Annotated in this window: 12 protein-coding genes; 4 read left to right on the forward strand and 8 right to left on the reverse strand. The window is 66.0% G+C overall.

Going from position 1 to position 16,758, the window contains the following annotated elements; all coding sequences use genetic code 11:
- From ABXH26_RS01150 to ABXH26_RS01180, 7 genes are all read right to left on the reverse strand, one after another.
- Window positions 1-3,699 carry a PQQ-dependent sugar dehydrogenase gene (locus tag ABXH26_RS01150; RefSeq protein ID WP_353565185.1) on the reverse strand — a complete coding sequence of 1,233 codons (3,699 nt, stop codon included), beginning with the start codon at window positions 3,697-3,699 and terminating at the stop codon, window positions 1-3.
- A gap of 98 nt (window positions 3,700-3,797) precedes the next feature.
- Window positions 3,798-4,913, reverse strand: a complete 1,116-nt coding sequence (gene ychF / locus ABXH26_RS01155) for a redox-regulated ATPase YchF (protein WP_353565186.1) — start codon at window positions 4,911-4,913, stop codon at window positions 3,798-3,800.
- Window positions 4,914-5,010: 97 nt separating this feature from the next.
- Complete coding sequence (locus tag ABXH26_RS01160; protein ID WP_353565187.1) at window positions 5,011-5,391, reverse strand: hypothetical protein; 381 nt, start codon at window positions 5,389-5,391, stop codon at window positions 5,011-5,013.
- Between the two features lie 91 nt (window positions 5,392-5,482).
- Window positions 5,483-6,322: a phosphodiester glycosidase family protein gene (locus tag ABXH26_RS01165; protein ID WP_353565188.1), complete on the reverse strand. Its 840-nt coding sequence runs from the start codon at window positions 6,320-6,322 to the stop codon at window positions 5,483-5,485.
- 54 nt (window positions 6,323-6,376) lie between these two features.
- Window positions 6,377-8,698, reverse strand: a complete 2,322-nt coding sequence (locus tag ABXH26_RS01170; RefSeq protein WP_353565189.1) for a LamG-like jellyroll fold domain-containing protein — start codon at window positions 8,696-8,698, stop codon at window positions 6,377-6,379.
- Window positions 8,699-8,737: 39 nt separating this feature from the next.
- Complete coding sequence (locus ABXH26_RS01175; protein WP_353565190.1) at window positions 8,738-10,237, reverse strand: tryptophan 7-halogenase; 1,500 nt, start codon at window positions 10,235-10,237, stop codon at window positions 8,738-8,740.
- A gap of 69 nt (window positions 10,238-10,306) precedes the next feature.
- Entirely contained in the window at window positions 10,307-11,125 is an 819-nt protein-coding gene (locus ABXH26_RS01180) for a LamG-like jellyroll fold domain-containing protein (protein ID WP_353565191.1), read from the reverse strand.
- 230 nt (window positions 11,126-11,355) lie between these two features.
- Between ABXH26_RS01180 and ABXH26_RS01185 the strand changes: the two genes are divergently transcribed.
- Window positions 11,356-11,895 (forward strand): ECF-type sigma factor, encoded by a 540-nt coding sequence (locus ABXH26_RS01185; protein ID WP_353565192.1) that lies wholly within the window; start codon window positions 11,356-11,358, stop codon window positions 11,893-11,895.
- The gene (locus tag ABXH26_RS01190; protein WP_353565193.1) at window positions 11,892-14,123 is read left to right on the forward strand and encodes a serine/threonine protein kinase; all 2,232 of its coding nucleotides are present in this window, start codon (window positions 11,892-11,894) and stop codon (window positions 14,121-14,123) included. Before ABXH26_RS01185 ends, ABXH26_RS01190 begins: the two co-directional genes overlap by 4 nt.
- Window positions 14,124-14,136: 13 nt before the next feature.
- Here the strand turns inward: ABXH26_RS01190 and ABXH26_RS01195 are convergent, their stop codons facing one another.
- Window positions 14,137-15,072 carry an ArsR/SmtB family transcription factor gene (locus tag ABXH26_RS01195; protein ID WP_353565194.1) on the reverse strand — a complete coding sequence of 312 codons (936 nt, stop codon included), beginning with the start codon at window positions 15,070-15,072 and terminating at the stop codon, window positions 14,137-14,139.
- Window positions 15,073-15,122: 50 nt separating this feature from the next.
- Here ABXH26_RS01195 and metK point away from each other — a divergent pair, with 50 nt between their 5' ends.
- Both metK and ABXH26_RS01205 read left to right on the forward strand, forming a co-directional pair.
- Window positions 15,123-16,316, forward strand: a complete 1,194-nt coding sequence (gene metK, locus ABXH26_RS01200; RefSeq protein WP_353565195.1) for a methionine adenosyltransferase — start codon at window positions 15,123-15,125, stop codon at window positions 16,314-16,316.
- Window positions 16,317-16,370: 54 nt separating this feature from the next.
- Complete coding sequence (locus ABXH26_RS01205) at window positions 16,371-16,751, forward strand: four helix bundle protein (RefSeq protein ID WP_353565196.1); 381 nt, start codon at window positions 16,371-16,373, stop codon at window positions 16,749-16,751.
- Window positions 16,752-16,758: the final 7 nt, after the last annotated feature.

The following is a 16,758-nucleotide window of genomic DNA, read 5'->3' on the forward strand; positions in this document are numbered from 1 at the left end:
TCAGTTTTCGGTGACTTCGAGTTGGAAGAAGCGTCGCGCGGTATCGAGCGGGCCTGCCACCTCGATCAGGCCGCCGGCGACGGGCAGGCCTTGGTTTCCGGGGACATCCCACGGCGTCCATGTGGCGAGGTCGCTGGAAGTCATGACGCGGTAGGACCGGTTCTCCGGCAGCGTGAAGGAAAGGCGGGGACCGCCAGCGATCGCGACCTCGGGCCGCAGCCGCGAGCTGGGATCGAGGGGTTCCGTGCCGTGAAGGAATTCGTCGCGGTTCGCCACGCCGTCGAGGTCCGGATCCTCACCCGGCTCGCCTTCGGGAGAGCTGTCCGAGCCGAAGGCGGCAAGCCGCCAGGCTGCATAATCGGGCTGCGCCGGGAGCTTGGCCGTAATCCATTCGGTGAGCAGGTCGATGGCCACCGTGTCCAGCTCCTTGGTAGCGAGGGGCGGCATGCGGGTGAAGCCATTCGACGCCGCCACGCGCTGCAGCACGACCGAGTGGAGCGCGTCGCCCGGGACCACGAGTTGGTTGGCGGGATCGCCGAGGTTGTTGTTGGCCGCACCGTGGATCAGGCCGGTTTCGGCCAGCGTGAGTGGCTCGCGACCGTCCCACTCGGCACCGCCGGCCGTTCCGCCCGCCATGTGGCAGTAGGCGCAGTTCACATCGAGGTAGGATCGCACGCGGCCCTCGACGGAATAAGCGGTCTCATCCGGCCGGAGGTGGCGCGGAAGCAGATCGGGATCGCTGGGCGAGTTGGTGAAAAACCCCTCGCTGGCCAGCGTGGCGAGTTGGTTGCCGGAATAGCCGAGCATGTCGTGGTCACGGTTGAGCTGGCGGGTGTTGAAGGACAAGGCATGTCCGGCCTGGGGCGTGTGGCAGGTGAGACATTCGGCGCGGCTGGGAATGTGCCAGGTCTGCGTGGTCGGAGAACCGTCGTCGGTGATCTCCAGATCGAAATCCTCACCCGCATCGCCGACGAGATAGGCCTCGGTTTCCTCCTCGTTCCAGCGGTAGCTCACGCCATAAGCACCCTCGTCATTGCGGACGATGAGGCGGGTTTCGAGGCGCTTTTTCGTCGCCGGATTGCCGCGTTCCAGTTCGAGGTCGAAGTGCTTCACCCAGATCATGCCGGATGGCAGCGTCCAGGGATCTTCCTCGGCCCACGTGAGCTGGCTGGTGGCATCGGGGATGATAAACCAGCGGCTCTTGATGGCGTGGTCGCTCCAGAAGGGCAGGTTCACGTCGTAGGGCGTCACGCCCGGAGCCGGGGAAAGATCGGCCACGTCGGCGAACAAGCCCGTCGCGGATAGGGTCGGCGGGAAGGTGCTGTCATCGACATTCTGGGTGATCCGGCGGATGAGGCCGCTGTCGATGTCCGCCAGCAGCAGATCCTGGTTCGAGGGATCGACACCGAAGCCCACGATGCCGCTTTCGCCGAACAAGCGCTCGACGGTGGGAGCCGAGCCCACGTTTCGCGTGAGCGACCAGATGTTGCCGCTGCCATAGTCGGCGAAGATATACTTTCCATGCAGTGATCCGATGCGGTTTCCGCGATAAACACGGCCGCCGGTGACCGAGTAACCGCCGAACTCGCCACCGCGAGGATATTCGTAAACGGGGGGAGCATGATAGAGGGAATCGAAGTCGGCGGGCGCGCTGCGCGGGCCGTTGTGGGTGCCCTCGCGATAGGCCCAGCCGCAGTTGTCGCCGAGCGAGATCACATCGATTTCCTCCCACGCTCCTTGTCCGACATCGCCGCACCAAAGCTCTCCATTGAGCGGATCGAAGGAAAACCGCCACGGGTTGCGCAGCCCGGTGGCAAAAAACTCGCGGCGCACCGTGGTGGTGCTGACGCCGGAGCCATTGTAGGTGCCGTCCCACGAACCGCCGAGGCTGGTGTGGACGAAGGGATTGTCGACCGGGATCGCAAACCGAGCCTGGCCGCCATCGGTGGGGATCGCCGCGTGGGGCGTGGGGGCCACGTTGCCGGCTTGCTTGTCGACATCGATCCGCAGGATGCCGGAGAACAGGTCACCGGTGATTTTCTGGCTGTTGTTGTAGGTGTCGTTGCCGCCTCCTTCATCTCCCACGGAGATATAGAGATAGCCGTCCGGGCCGAAATGGATGTCTCCTCCGTTGTGGTTGCTGGCCTCATCGAGTTGATTGATCAGGATGAGCTGGCTCGACGGATCGGCAGCGGCCGGATTGCCGCTCCGCGTGGTGAAACGGGCCACCCGCTGGTAGCGCGATCCGCCGGACGTGACGGAGTAGAAGACGTAGAAGTGGCGGTTGCTGGCGTAGTCCGGATGAAAGGCCAGCCCGAGGAAACCCGACTCGCCGCCGGTATCGAGCGACTCTCCGTTTCCTGAAAGCACGGAAGGAAGGTCGAGGAAGGTGGAGGCGGTGGGCGAGGGGTTGGTGACATCCGGAATCACGCGGAGGAGTCCGGTTTTTTCCACCACGAAGAGGCGGGAGGCGTCGCCGGGCGGAGATGCCATGGCCACCGGTTGGTCGAAGGCGGTGCCGGGGAAGGCATCGACCAGCATCAGGCTGGTGGCCGGCGGCGAGTCGGAGACGTTCAGGTCCGGATTGGCGAAACGAAGCCCGTCGGCGAAGTGGATCGTCGCGGTGCCGGTCGTCGTGTCGCCGGAGCTGTTGGAGACCTGGTAGCTGAAGCTGTCCTGCTCCGGACTGCCCAGGTTCTGGGTGTAGAGAATGGTGCCATCCGCAGTCACCTCCGCCTCACCGGCGAGGGGCGGGGTGGTGATTGCCACGCTCGAGGCGACGACCTCGCCCTCCGCGCTCGCGAGGACGTCCAGCCGGACTTTTCCGCCGGGCAGCATGGTGGTTTCCACATCTCCGATGGATGGCGCGATCGAGGCATTCGGTCCGGAGCTGGTGCTGGCCGCGATTTCCGAGGCGCTGAGCGCGTGATCGTGGAAGCGGAGTTCGTTGTAGGAGATGGCGGAGTTCGAGTCGCTCGACCATTGGGAGCGGCCGAGCCAGTTGTTGACGTCGGTCAGATCGGTCAGCCGGTCGTCGATGTCGAGCGCGGCCTGCTGGGTGCCGTTGCGGTAAAAAATCATCCGCCCGCCGGTGGTCGGGTAGGTTCCGACGCCCGACTCGAAGGTGACGGTGTAGTGATACTCGGTGCCGGTGGCGGTGGTGAGCGAGGAGTCGGCGGATTGCTCGCCGCCGCTGTCGAGCCGCATGGAAAAGCGCTGCTGGTTGATGTTTCCATCGCGGCTGACCGAAAGGATGAACTGGTCCCGCGAGGAAGTGCCGCCGGGAGAAAAGTCGCCGCTGCCGGTGATTTCGCCCTCGGCCCCGAGGCCGTCGCCGGCGATGTCCATGCGGCCGAAGTCGAACAGTCGCTGCCAGGTGCGGTTGGCGTCAATCGTCGCCCAGATCTCCAAGGTGAGGTTCGGGTTGGCCGAAAGAAGGCCGTTGGGCAGGTCAAGGTAGGCCGAGATCGACGACGGCGGCTGGCGGCCGTTGGTGGTGCCGGGGAGCACCAGGTCCGAGCCGTCGAGCTGCCCGCCGACGCCGCGGACTACGGCGGCCTCCCCGGTGATCCGGTCGGGAAGCTCGGTGCCGTTCGAGGCATCGCCACCGGCGTTGAACGACCAGCGGTGGGTCACTCGGTCGGCATGGGCGACCTGGCAGAGCAGAAGGGCGGTGGCGGCGGCCGGGATGCGCGTCATGGGCATCCGGGCACCCTACATGCATCCCGAGGGCTCGCCACCCGGATCCTGTCCGGCGGGGTGACGAAGACGCCGCATCTGCCGCCCCGATCCGGGGATCAGACGTTGAAGCGGAACTCGATCACGTCGCCGTCCTTGACGACGTATTCCTTGCCCTCGATCCGCAGCTTGCCGGCGTCGCGCGCGGCGGCCTTGGAGCCGAGGGTGGTGAGGTCGTCGTAGTGGACGACTTCCGCGGCGATGAAGCCGCGCTCGAAGTCGGTGTGGATCACCCCGGCGGCGGCGGGGGCCTTGTCGCCCTCGTGGATCGTCCAGGCGCGGGTTTCCTGGACGCCGGTGGTGAGGTAGGTGCGCAGGCCGAGCAGGTGATAGACGGCCTTGATCAGCGAGGAAACGCCGGAGTCCGACACGCCCATGTCCGCCAGGAATTCGGCGGCTTCCTCGGGCTCCAGATCGATCAGCTCCTCCTCGATGTTGGCGGAAATGACGACCGCCTCGGCACCATGGGCCTCGGCCGCATAGGCGCGCACCTTGGCGACCAGCGGGTGGCTGTCGGGGTTCTTCTGGGCCTCGGCGAGCTCGCCTTCGTTGACGTTGCAGGCGTAGATGGTGCGCTTCGAGGAAAGCAGGAAGAAGTCCTTGAGCAGCTTCCTTTCGGCGTCTTCCAAGTCGAGCGTGATGGCCGGTTTGCCGTCGTTGAGGTGGGGCAGGAGCTTGTCGATCAGCTCGACCTCGGCCTTCGATTCCTTGTCGCCGGACTTGGCCTTCTTTTCGCGCGACTGCCGGCGCTTATCGAGCGCGGCAATGTCGGCGAGGATCAGCTCGGCGTTGATGATCTCGATGTCGCGGACCGGATCGACCGAGCCAAGCTCGTGGATGATGTCGTCGTTTTCAAAACAACGGACCACCTGCACGATGGCATCGGTCTCGCGGATGTTGGCGAGGAACTTGTTGCCGAGGCCGGCACCCTCCGAGGCGCCCTCGACCAGGCCGGCGATGTCGACGAACTCGATGGCGGTCGGCACGAGCTTCTTCGAGCCGGAAAGCTTCGAGAGCACGGCGAGGCGCTCATCGGGCACGGTCACGACGCCGACATTCGGGTCGATGGTGCAGAATGGATAGTTGGCGGCTTCCGCGTTGCGGGTGCGGGTGACCGCGTTGAACAGGGTGGATTTCCCCACGTTGGGCATTCCTACGATTCCGGCCTTCAGCATGGCGCGGGAGGCTTAGGGGAGGCCCGGGTGGGGTGCGAGAAAATTTCGCCCCGGCGGAGGTCGGGGCGGTCGCAGGTCGGTCCGGCCGCGGCCGGGATCAGGGATTGGCCGGAGGCAAAAGTCCGCCGTCGAAGGAGGCGTCGTTCATTTCCGGCAGGGCCGGCTCCTCAAAATCGGCCGGGCCGGAGAAGAGGCCCCACAGGCTGCTCCGGCGCTGCCGCTGGGCGTTCTGATAGGCGATCGCCTGATCGTGGCCGGTCTGGACTTTTTCAAAATCCTCGGGCCGCGCCTCGACGACCGGGATGCCCGGCTTGAAGGGCGAGGTGGCCACGGAGGCGACCTTGTTGAAGCCCGAGTCGAGCGATTTGCCCAGCTTGTCGACGCCGTTGCTGGTCGCGGACGAGATGGACTGCATGGTGCCGCAGGAGCTCAGGGCTCCGGCGAGGATGGCGGGGACAGCCAGGTGGAGGAAACGCATGTCTCGGATTCGGTAGGGATTCCGGGTGAACACTCCAAGACTAGAGAGTGAATCCGGTGGCGGGTCAATACAGGGTTTTTTGTCGATCTTGTCACCGCGCCCGCAAAACCAGAAAATTTCTGACGGGCTTGTTCCACAGCGGGCGGGTGAAGGCGGGGCCGCCGGGAACGCTTGAAGCGACCCAGATCTCGGACGAGCGACCGCCGTCGAGGTTGAGGGCTCGGCGGATTTTCACCCCGCCGATGGATGTTCCCGCCAGCGCCTTGCCGAGCTGCGCCAGTGAGCAGGCGCCGCTGCGGGCGATCACCCAGCCGGAGCCGCCATCGGTGGCGAGAAAGGTGCGGGCCGAGGATGGCTTGTCGCTCAGGCCACCGACCGGGAGGCTGTTTTCGACCAAAAAAGGGCCCGCCTGGAGGGCCTCGGTGCCGCCTTGGAAAGACCCGCGCCGGACCAGCGACGGACGGCCGTTTTTTTCCACGAACCAGCCGGCACCCAGCGAGGTGGAGCGGTTCACGCTGCCGGTCGATTTGCCTGCGGCGACCAGTTGCCCGAGAGGTTTTCCCTCGGGGGTGAAAAACCCGCCGTTCACCGCGGCGAGGCCGTTCATCGCTTGTCCGGCCTGGCGGGCATCCGACCATCGGCTGGCCGGGCCGCCTGCTTGATCGGCCACCACCAGGCGGTGGCGGCGGGCATCGAACACGACGGCCTCAAGGGAAATATCGCCCACGCGGGTGCGCAGGTAGCGCAGCTCGTGGGTCGGGCTGGCATCGGGCGGTTCCGCCTGGGTGATCGGGACGCTCGCGACCGTGGGTGCAGCCGGTTTTTTCTCCGCCTGCACGACCGCGGTCTGCGGCGGCGAAAGCGACGCATCATCGACGAGCGGTGAACACGCCGCTAAAAGCAGGATGGGAAGAAGACGGGGGCTCCGCATGGCAGGCAGCAAAGCGCCGCCGGCCACGACGGACAATCCCGATCGATGCCCGCATCAGGGCTCGGGCCCTTCGACGATGCGGGCGAAGCGCTTCGGACCCGCGACGGGGATCGGCGGGACGGAATCGCCGGCGGTGAAAGTGCTGCCGGCGAGCGGAGCGAAGTCGTCGAGCGTCACGCCCGTCTCCAAGTGGTACTGCATGCCCGCCTGCAGGCCGGTGGCGGAGAGGGTCAGGTTGCCATCGACGATCATCACGCTGCCGATCCTCAGTGGTTCGGGCGGCGTGGCCCCGGGCTCGATCACCGAGGCCGGGCCGCCGGCGTAGCTCGCGGCCACGTCGGTCGAGCTGAGGGAGCCCTTCCAGATGCGCATTTCGTTGATGCTGCCGTTCCAATCGAGGTCACCGAAGAAGACCGGCGCTCCGAGGTAGTTGTCGTCGGTGATGCCGATGTCATGAACCGTGCCGGCCCACGCGATGCTGTCGGCCAGGGCCCCATCGAGATACAGGAAAATCATGCCCGCCGCCGAGTCGAACACGGCGACCTGGTGGTGCTCGGCGCCGACCGACAATGCGGGCGGGTTGTCGCCGTCGCGCGTTGAGACGCGGTCGGCGGGGGATTTCATCGTGACCGAGGGCACCCCGGCCGGATCGCCGGGATAGGGCGTGAAGTCCATCCACACCGAGCCGGACTCGGTGGCTTGTCCGGAGCCGAACATCCACACCTTGCGCCAGGTTTCCTCGGCCGCGCCGATGGTGAACCACGACTCGACCGACACGCTGTTGGAGGTGGCGAGGGTTTCGCCGATGGGCAGGTTGGCGTAGTCGAGCCGGGTGCCGCCACCGGGCAGGTTGAGGGCGCCGGAGGCCAGGCTGGCATTGCCGAAGAGTTCGAGGTCGGCCGCACCCACGCTGTCGCTCGTGTCGTCGAAGCTCCAGCGGTGGGCCAGCGCCGTCGCGCCGTCGTCGATGGTGCCGGTGACGTCCACGCTGACCACCAACGCGGGCGAGAGGTTGTCGAATTCGTTCGTGTCGAGGGTCACGAGGGCCGTTTTTTCCCCGGCTCCCAGCCCGGACGGGTCGAAAGTCATGGGGATCGAGCCCGACTCACCCGGAGGGATCACGATGAACTCCTCGAGGAAGTCGTGGTCCACGGTGAAGCGCTGATAGTAGTGCGGCGCGGCGGCGGTTTCCGTGAGGAAAGCGTCGTAGATTTCCAGGTCCGCGGTGCCGTTGTTGGTGATTTGGATCGCATAGGAACGCGGCCCGTCGGTGTTCGCGGCGGTGCCGAGCTCCGTCGTGTAGGCGGCGTCCGGTTCGGAAACGCTGACCTTCAAATGGATCGTCTTGGTCGGGTCGAGGTTGTCATCGCTGGTGATCTCCACATCGACCTCGAACACGCCGGTGAGCCCCTCGGGATCGAAGTCCAGCGACAAGGGGGCGGACCCGCCCGGCGCGATGTCCTGCGGAAAGGTGGCGGGCAGGGTGAAGAAGTCGGTGTCCAGCCCGCTGATCGCCACGTTGCTGATGCTCAGCGTCTGGCTGCCGCCGCTGTTGGAAATCGGGATGTCCACCGCGGCCGGCCCGCCGGGCGAGGAGGCGGTGACGTTCGACACGACCATTTTCGGGTCGTTGACCGGGATGGCATCGGGGCCCGCCGCGTCGTTGGCGGACACCAGGGCCGGGGTCAGCGCGCCGTCCCAAATCCGCAGTTCGTTGATGGTGCCGTTGAAATCCGGATCGTTGTATTGGACCGGGGCACCGATGAAGTTGTCGACCGTGTTGCCGAGGTCGGAGATCTTGCCGTTCCAGTCCGCGCTGTCGGCCAGAGCGCCGTTGATGTAGAGGGAAATGGTGTCCTTTTCCGAGTCGAAGACCACGGTGCCGTGAATCGGCGTGCCGGTGGCGAGGGCGGCGGAGTTCGGGTCGGCGCGGGTGTTCGACTCGGCATCGGTCCCGGCCACTTTGAAGCCGGCGGAGGGCGGGTTGCCGGCGATGCCGGCCCGCGGGGTGAAGTCGATGTAGGGCGAGGCGTTGGCGCTGCCGTTCGCCGTGCCGAACATCCACGCCTTGCTCCAGTCCTGCTGGGCATTCATCGTGAACCACACCTCGACGGTCATGCTGGAAAGCCCGGCGAGGGTGGAGCCGAGCGGCACCGTCGCGTAGTTCGCGCGGGTGCCGCCGCCGGGAAGATTGAGCGAGCCGCTGCCGCTGAGGGCGGCGGTGCCGACGAGGGCGGCGTCGGCCGTGCCCACGCTGTCCTCGAGCGTGTCGAAGCTCCAGCGGTGGGCGAGTTCCTGGCCGGAGGCCGGGGTGGAGATCACGCCGGCGAGCGCGGCGAGGGGGAGTTTCCAGGGTCGGATGGTCTTGGGTTTCATGGGATGGGTTGGGTTGGATGCGGAAAAAGCGGGCCCGGATCAGGCCACGGGCGTTCGAAGATGGGAGAAGGCCTCGCGCAGGGTGAGCCCCTGCCGGGCGCGGCGGTCATCGTCGGCGAGCTGCCGCAAGTAGGCCGCCCGCTCCGCCCCGGGCGGTTCATAGGGGTGCCTTACCGGCACGTCCTGACCCCACAGCAGGGCGAAGTGGCCCTCGAGCCCGAAGGAGCTGGCAGGCTTGGTGAGAATGCCGCCGATCGACCCCGCGCCACCGTATTCCTTCCAGAAATCCACCAGGGCCTCGGAACCATGAAGCGGGGTTTCGTGGCGGGCCGCCCGCCAGAAGGGCGTGTCGAGCCGGGAGTTGAAGCGGTAGTGAAGCGCCAGGAAATCCCGGACATCATCCCACTGCTCAAGGTTGTAGCGGTTGTAGAGATCCCGCACGGGAGTGCTGTTCCTCATCTGCGAGTCGGTCAGCGCGCCGGCCAGCGTCCGCGCCTGCTGGCAGATGATCTGGATGGCGGTGGCTTCGAGTGGCTCGACGAAGCCGCTGGCATTGCCGATCGCGACCACGTTTCCCACCCACAGGCTCTTCCGTCGGGAGCTGGAGAACTTCACCACCCGCAGGCTCCCGGGATCGACCTGCGGGTTTTTCGCGAGGAACTCGGCGCGCGCCGCGTCGTCGTCGAGCCAGGCGGAGCTGTAGACATAGCCCCGGTTGATCCAATGCTCATGCTCGATCTGCCAGCACCAGCCGGCATTCATGGTCTCCGCAGTGGTGTGGGCGACGAGCGCCTCGCCGGTGCGCGGCCAGCCGCCGATGATCGCCCGGTCGCACCACAGGGCGTCGGAAAACGAAACCGTGTCGATGCCCAGTGCCTTCCCGATCAATTCCGCGCGGAAGCCGCTGGCATCGAGATAGAGATCGGCCCGCAGGTCGCGCCCGTCCTCGAGTCGCAGCGAGGTGACGCGGTCGCCGTCGGTGGCGACGCCGGCGACCGTTCCGTCCAGGATTTCCACGCCGGCCTCGCGGACCAGCTGCTCGAGGCCGCCGACCAGGCGCTGGTTTTCCACGTGATAAGCGATCGCCGGGTGCAGCCGGGGTTTTCCCTCCGGGCCGCGGAAGCAGGCCTTGCCCCGCCGCATCAGGGCGGAAATGGCGCCGGTCCAGCGGGTCCCGGGCCCCGCATAGCAGACGGCGGCCCGGCTGGTGCCGGGGTAGACGATCGAAAACTCGGTGGCGAAGGTGTAGTGGAACTCCTTGCGCGGCCCCCACAGGAAACGGATCCCCAGCTTCCACGTCGGCTCGACCAGTTCATGAAACCGCGCCAGCGGGATGCCGAGATACTGGTGCAGGTGGGTGGGAAACGAGGGCGTGGTGCCTTCACCCACGCCGATCACGCCGAGGTCCGGCGAGCGGACCAGCCGGACGGCCAGGCTGGGGAGCTTCAAGCGCAGGGTCAGGGCCGCTAGCAGCCCGGCGGTGCCTCCACCGAGCACGAGGACCTCGCGTACCTGCTCGTCTGACGATCGATCCGGCATTTTCGCGAAAAAAACGCCTGCGGCGAAGACCTACCTCCACCGCAGGCTTGTACTTCGACCCGGGAAAAATCAACGCCGTCGGCGGAGCAGCAGCAGGCTGCCCGAGAAGGCCAGCCAGGCGACCGTCGGCTCGGGAACCGCAATCGTGCCGGGCCCGGCCAGGGCGTTGGCCGCCACCTCGCTGTCGCTGAGCGCGGAGGTCCAGATCCGGAGTTCGTCGATCGAGCCGTTGAGGTCGCCGTCGCCGTAGCCGACGGCGGCCCCGAAGTAGTTTTCGGTCGTGGTTCCCAAGTCGGAAATCAGGCCGGTCCAGGCCACCGAGTCGGCCAGCGCACCATCGATGTAGAGGGAAATCAGGTCGGCGTCCGAGTCGTAGACGACGGTGGCAAGGAAGCTGCCGGGATTGAGCGCCGGGGCGTCGGTGGCATCGTCGGTGCCGACTTCGTTGCCTCCATTGACGGTGAGCGATCGGAAGGTCGTGCCGGGCGGGTTGCCGGCACTGCCGCGGCGCGGAGTGAAGTCGATGTAGGAGTCGGGGTCGCCGTTCGGGTCGGAAGGACCGTCGTCCGGCGTGCCGAACATCCACACCTTGCTCCAGTCCTGGTTGGTCGCGGTGGTGAACCACGTCTCGACGGTCAGGCTGGAAGCACCGGCGAGCGTCGAACCGATGGCGACATCGGCGTAGTTGAGCCGGGTGCCGCCACCTGGAAGCATGAGGGAGCCACCGGAAATGGAAGCGCTGCCGTTGAGGTTGGCGGTGGCACCGCCGACGGAGTCGCTGGCATCGTCGAAGCTCCAGCGGTGGGCGAGATCGGTGAGGGTGGCGGCCTGGGACACGCCGGCGGCGGCTCCGATGCCGATCAGGGTCTGGGTAATACGGGATTTCATAGGGGTTTTTCCATGGCGGCGCGAGCTGTCGGTCGATTCGACGGCCACGCCTGTCCGCAGTGCGCAAAAGCCCCGGCAAATCCCGCCAAAAAACTTCGGGTTTTTCACTCCGCCGGATCTGCGCGGGGACGATGGCGCGGATTCGGTGCAGCGCGGGAAGTCGCACCGTCCGCCCGATTGACGCCCGGGGGCGCGCCCGCTAGGACATGGAGTCCAATCGGATGACTTCCATGGACGAATCGACCACGATGTTCAGCTCGGAGCAGCTTCTGCCTCTGGTCTATGAAGAGCTCCGCAAGCTGGCCTCGCAAAAGCTGGCCCGCGAGTGGGGGCCGATGCCCACCCTGCAGCCGACCGCCCTGGTCCACGAGGTATGGATCCGGGTGGGCATGGATGGCTCCGGCGAGTGGCGCAACGAGGCGCACTTCTTCGGTGCCGCCGCCCAGGCGATGCGCCGCATCCTGGTCGAGCGCGCCCGCGCCAAGCTCGCGGCCAAGCGGACGCCGCCGCGGGAGTTCGACGAGGAGCACTGGCACGAGGACGACGACCACGTGCTCGTGATCCACGAGTGCCTCGGGAGCCTGGAAAAAACCTCCCCGGAAGCGGCGCGGGTCGTCCTCCTCAAGTTCTACGGTGGCCTTAGTACTCCGGAGATCGCTCGCATCGAGGGGATGTCGCCCCGCACCGTGGAGCGGCTGTGGATGTATGCGAAAGCCAGGCTCTACCGGCTCATCGGCGAGCATGCGGATTTTCACGGCCAGGTCCCATGACGGGCGCGGGTGAGGATGTCGCGCTGGAGTCGGCCATCTATCAGATGGCGCTCTCGATCGACGACCCGGAGGTCTGCCGGCGCTTTCTCGACCGCGTGTATGCGTCCGATGGCCCCGCGCGGGCCGAGATGGAGGCCCTCATCGGCTCCGCCGGCGGCAGCGGCCGGTATTTTTCCGAGGCCAACGAGCACAAGCAGCGCCTGGCGCGGGAGTTCGCCGATGAGCAAGGGCAGGCTGGAGCGCCGGCAGCCGACGACGTGCCGTGGGAGGACGCCCCCGGCAAATGGCTCGGCGGCTACCGCCTGGTCCGGCGGATCGGGGCCGGCGCGACCGGTCTGATCTACGAGGCCGAGCAGTTCCAGCCGGTGCGCCGCCGGGTGGCGGTGAAGATCCTCCGCCACGGCATGGACTCGCGGGAAATCCTGGCCCGCTTCGAGGTCGAGCGGCAGGCGCTGGCGATGATGGACCACCCGGGCATCGCCAAGGTGCTCGATGCCGGCTCGACCGAGGGCGAGCGCCCCTACCTCGTGATGGAGCTGGTCGAGGGTGAGAAGATCACCGACTACTGCGACCATCGTAGCTTGGGCCTCACCGAGCGGATCCTCCTTTTCATCCAGGTCTGCCAGGCGGTCCAGCACGCCCATCAGAAAGGCATCATCCACCGCGACATCAAGCCGTCCAACGTGCTGGTGACGCACCGGCCGGACGACACGCCCTTCCCGAAGATCATCGACTTCGGCATCGCCAAGGCGGCCGACTCGCAGCGCCTTTCGAAACAGACCGTCTTCACCTCGCACGACCAGTTTTTCGGCACCCCGGTGTATGCCAGCCCGGAGCAGCTCGACTTCGCCTGCCTCGACATCGACACCCGGAGCGATGTCTACAGCCTCGGCGTGCTGCTTTACGAGTTGCTGACCTCGATGACGCCGATCTCTCCGCCCGGAGCGGTGAGCATCACGCGGCTCCATGAAATCATGCAGGACGCCGATTTCCTGCGGCCCTCGGAGCGGCTGCGCGGCCTCGACCGGGAGGAGTTGAAATCCATTGCCGACGATCGTGGGGTCGATCCTGCGCAGCTGGTTCACGCCGTGCGCGGGGACCTCGATTGGATCGTGCTGCGGGCGATGGAAAAAGCGCGCTCGCGTCGCTACCAGACGGTCAACAACCTGGCCGTCGAACTGGAACGCTTTCTCCACGACCAGCCGATCAGCGCCCGTCCGCCGAGTCGCCTGTATTTGATGCGGAAATTCGTGCGCCGCAACCGCATGGCGGTGGCGCTGTCGTCGATCATCGTGCTGTTGCTGGTCGCCGCGTTGGCGGGCACCACCACGCTCTATAACAAGGCCCGGCAGTCGAGCGCCCAGGAATCGCGCCTGCGGCAGGTGGCCGAAGCCGCGCGGGCTGAGGAAACGCGGCTGCGCATCGAGGCCGACGGCCGGGCCACGGTCGCGCGCATCGCCTTTCTGCTCCACCAGGGCAAGATCGACGAGGCCGACCGGCTCTACCGCGGGGCGCCGCCGGCCTCGGTCGGGCCCTCGATGGAGGCGGCTTCGGTGTTCCGCTCGCTGGCGGGCTGGCATGCCGAGGCCGGCCGCTATGACCAGGCGCTGCCGTGTTTTCAACTGCTGATCCAGGCCAACCGCTTCGATGACCCGAACAAGATCATGCAGGGGCTGGACCTCATCGCCAGCGGCTCGGTGCTGGCATGGCTGGCACCGGAGGACTACCGCGCCTACCGCACCGAGGTCATCGATACCTACCTCCCGGTCGAGGGGCCGGTGGAGGCCGAGCGGCTGCTGAAGTTCTGCCTGCTGGCCCCCATTTCGCCGCCGGAACACCGGAAGCTGAGGGAGGTCGTCCGGCAGATCGACTTCGCCATTCCGCAGACGCCGCCCTCATGGGTCGGCCTGACGCGGAGCCTCGATCTGCTGCGCAGCGGGGACTGCATGAACTCCCTCATCGAGGCGCGCGAGGCTCTCAAGGACGCCGAGCTCAAGCGTTCGTGCGAGGCCTCGATCCACGCCGTGATGGCGATGGCGGAAAAGGGTCTTGGACAGGGCCGCGAGGCCGCCAGCGACCTCGCCACCGCCCGTCGACTCATCCAGGAAGCCCATGGGGAGGACTACGTCGGCGACCGCAAGGTGGTGGTCTACTGGTTCGACTGGATGGTGGCGAAGCTCCTTGTGGCCGAGGCCGCGGCGGACGTTCCGGCAGGGATTCCGCAGTAAAAAAGCGGCCCGCTCAGGCGGGGGCGGAGCGTTTCCGGGCAACCGCCAGCAGGGTTTGGAAGAAGGGCGGTTCAGGCTCCTTGTCGACGACCGCCGTCTCGATTTCGGTGAAACCGCAGCGCTCCAGCATGGCCGCCACCTCGCCCTCGCCGAAACCCAGCCAGGTGTCGGCATAAAGCTCGCGCGCCTGCTCGAAGTTGTGCGTCAGCAGGTCGAGAATCACCAGCCGGCCGCCCGGCTTGAGGGCGGCGTGGGCCGCATCGATGGCCCGCTGCGGGTGCGCCGCGTGATGCAGCGCCTGGCTGAACACGGCCAGGTCCAGCGACGCGGGCTCAAGCGGCGGCGCTTCGATGTCGCCGACGCGGAATTCGATGTTATGGATGCCGTGTTGGGCGGCCAGCCCGGTGGCGAACTCGACCATCTTTTCCGACAGGTCGATCGCAATCACCTGCTCGGCGCGCTGGGCCAGGAGTTGCGACAGGGTGCCTTCGCCGGCTCCAAGGTCGGCCACCACCCCGCCGGCCATGACTTTCAGCAAGGCTTCCGCCAAACCCCGCCATGAGCGCCCGGGCACGTAGTCGCGCCCGAAGCGTCCGGCCAATTGGTCGAAATACAGCCGGGCCCGGTCTTGGCGCTTGCGCATGAGGTGGCGCAGGGCGGTGAGGTCCTTCGAGGTCTCGGGCAGCTCGCCGGCGGCATCCCGCGCCAGCGTCGCGACTCCGGGAACCATCGAGGAGCGGTAGATGTTGTTTTTTCCACTGCGCTCATCCTCCACCAGTCCTCCCGCCTTCAGCTGGGAGAGCTGGGTGGAAATGCGGCTCTGCCCCATGCCGAGCAGCTCCTGGAGGTCGGCCACACTCAGCTCTTCCAGGTCCAGCAAATGCAGGATTCGCAGCCGGGTCGGATCGGCAAGGAGCTTCAGGGATTTCAGCATTGACGGCATGGACATGCGGATACATCAACGCATCGCGATTTGACGATACGAAAAACGAAACGCCCATGAGCTCCTACATTTTTTCCTCCGAATCCGTCGGTGAAGGCCATCCGGACAAAGTCTGCGACACCATTTCCGACGCGATTCTCGACGCCTGCCTCAAGGTCGATCCGAAGTCACGTGTGGCTTGCGAGACCTTCGTGAAGTCGAACGTGGTGGTGGTGGGCGGTGAAATCACGATCCCGAAGATCGGCCGCAAGTCGATCGGCGAGGTGGTCAACATCGACACCGTGATCCGTGAGGCGATCCGCGGCATCGGCTACACCAACGACGACGACGTATTTCATGCCGACACCGTTTTCATCAACAACTACCTGACCACCCAGTCGCCGGACATCGCGCAAGGGGTGGACGCCAAGGGGGCTGAAGGTAAGAAAACCGAGGAGCAGGGTGCCGGCGATCAGGGCATCATGTTCGGCTATGCCTGCGATGAGACCACCGAGCTGATGCCGGCGCCGGTGATGTATGCCCACCGTCTGGGCCGCGAGCTGACCCGCATCCGCAAGGAGGGCAAGGTCAAGTGGCTGCGTCCGGACGCCAAGACGCAGGTCTCCGTGGAATACCTCGATGGGGTCCCGACCCGCGTCGTCAACGTCGTCATTTCCACCCAGCACGCCGCCGGCACCAAGCACTCGGAAATCGAAAAGTTCTGCATCGAGAAGGTGATCAAGAAGGTGCTGCCCAAGAGCATGCTCACCCCGGACACCGAGTTCCTGATCAACCCGACCGGCAATTTCGTCATCGGCGGACCGCAGGGCGATTCCGGCCTCACCGGCCGCAAGATCATTGTCGACACCTATGGCGGCATGGGGCGTCACGGCGGCGGTGCTTTCTCCGGCAAGGACCCGTCGAAGGTCGACCGCTCGGCCGCCTACATGGGCCGCTGGGTGGCGAAGAACATCGTCGCCGCCGGCCTCGCCAAGAAGGTGGAGATCCAGTTCGCGTATGCGATCGGTCACCCGCGGCCGGTCAGCGTCCACGTCGATACCTTCGGCACGGGCACCATCCCCGACGAAAAGATCCTCGGAGCGGTGTTGAAAGTCTTCTCCTTCAAGCCGGCCGACATCGTCAGCCAGCTCAAGCTCCTCAAGCCGATCTACTCCGCCTCCACCAACTACGGCCACTTCGGCAAGGAAGATGCCGGCCTGCCGTGGGAGGAAACGAACAAGGTCGCCGCGCTGAAGAAAGCGGCACGCTGAAGCGTGAGACGACAGACGGGAAGACGCCAGACTTGAGATTTGGAGAAACAAGTCATGCATAACTTCGAAGAACTTGAGGTTTGGAAGCGGTCTTCTCGTCTTGCCGTCGATGTTCTGGCGTTGATCGATCCGATCAAGCTGTATGCGCTCCGCGACCAAATGGCGCGGAGCTGCATCTCGATTCCCTCCAACATCGCTGAGGGCTCGGAGCGCGAAAGCAACCGGGAATTCCGTCGCTTTCTTGCCATTGCCAAAGGATCGGCGGCCGAGCTTCGGACCCAGCTCTACATCGGAATACGCGCCGGAACCTTTGCCGAAAACAAGGCCGGCGTCCTCATCTCCGAAGTGAGGGAAATCTCCGCCATGATCCAGGGGCTTCGCAAGTCACTCGCCCTACGCGGACCTCTAGGTCTCCTCTTTGGCTGGCTCTTCTGAATCCAGT

This window comes from Haloferula sargassicola, assembly GCF_040362925.1.
In the GTDB taxonomy this organism is placed as follows: Bacteria; Verrucomicrobiota; Verrucomicrobiia; order Verrucomicrobiales; family Akkermansiaceae; genus Haloferula; species Haloferula sargassicola.

What these genes read in the sequence shown, in the direction of transcription:
- ABXH26_RS01150 (WP_353565185.1), bottom strand. Translation starts at nt 3,699, where the DNA reads ATGACGCGCATCCCGGCCGCCGCCACCGCCCTTCTGCTCTGCCAGGTC.
- ychF (WP_353565186.1), bottom strand. Translation starts at nt 4,913, where the DNA reads ATGCTGAAGGCCGGAATCGTAGGAATGCCCAACGTGGGGAAATCCACC.
- ABXH26_RS01160 (WP_353565187.1), bottom strand. Translation starts at nt 5,391, where the DNA reads ATGCGTTTCCTCCACCTGGCTGTCCCCGCCATCCTCGCCGGAGCCCTG.
- ABXH26_RS01165 (WP_353565188.1), bottom strand. Translation starts at nt 6,322, where the DNA reads ATGCGGAGCCCCCGTCTTCTTCCCATCCTGCTTTTAGCGGCGTGTTCA.
- ABXH26_RS01170 (WP_353565189.1), bottom strand. Translation starts at nt 8,698, where the DNA reads ATGAAACCCAAGACCATCCGACCCTGGAAACTCCCCCTCGCCGCGCTC.
- ABXH26_RS01175 (WP_353565190.1), bottom strand. Translation starts at nt 10,237, where the DNA reads ATGCCGGATCGATCGTCAGACGAGCAGGTACGCGAGGTCCTCGTGCTC.
- ABXH26_RS01180 (WP_353565191.1), bottom strand. Translation starts at nt 11,125, where the DNA reads ATGAAATCCCGTATTACCCAGACCCTGATCGGCATCGGAGCCGCCGCC.
- ABXH26_RS01185 (WP_353565192.1), top strand. Translation starts at nt 11,356, where the DNA reads ATGGACGAATCGACCACGATGTTCAGCTCGGAGCAGCTTCTGCCTCTG.
- ABXH26_RS01190 (WP_353565193.1), top strand. Translation starts at nt 11,892, where the DNA reads ATGACGGGCGCGGGTGAGGATGTCGCGCTGGAGTCGGCCATCTATCAG.
- ABXH26_RS01195 (WP_353565194.1), bottom strand. Translation starts at nt 15,072, where the DNA reads ATGTCCATGCCGTCAATGCTGAAATCCCTGAAGCTCCTTGCCGATCCG.
- metK (WP_353565195.1), top strand. Translation starts at nt 15,123, where the DNA reads ATGAGCTCCTACATTTTTTCCTCCGAATCCGTCGGTGAAGGCCATCCG.
- ABXH26_RS01205 (WP_353565196.1), top strand. Translation starts at nt 16,371, where the DNA reads ATGCATAACTTCGAAGAACTTGAGGTTTGGAAGCGGTCTTCTCGTCTT.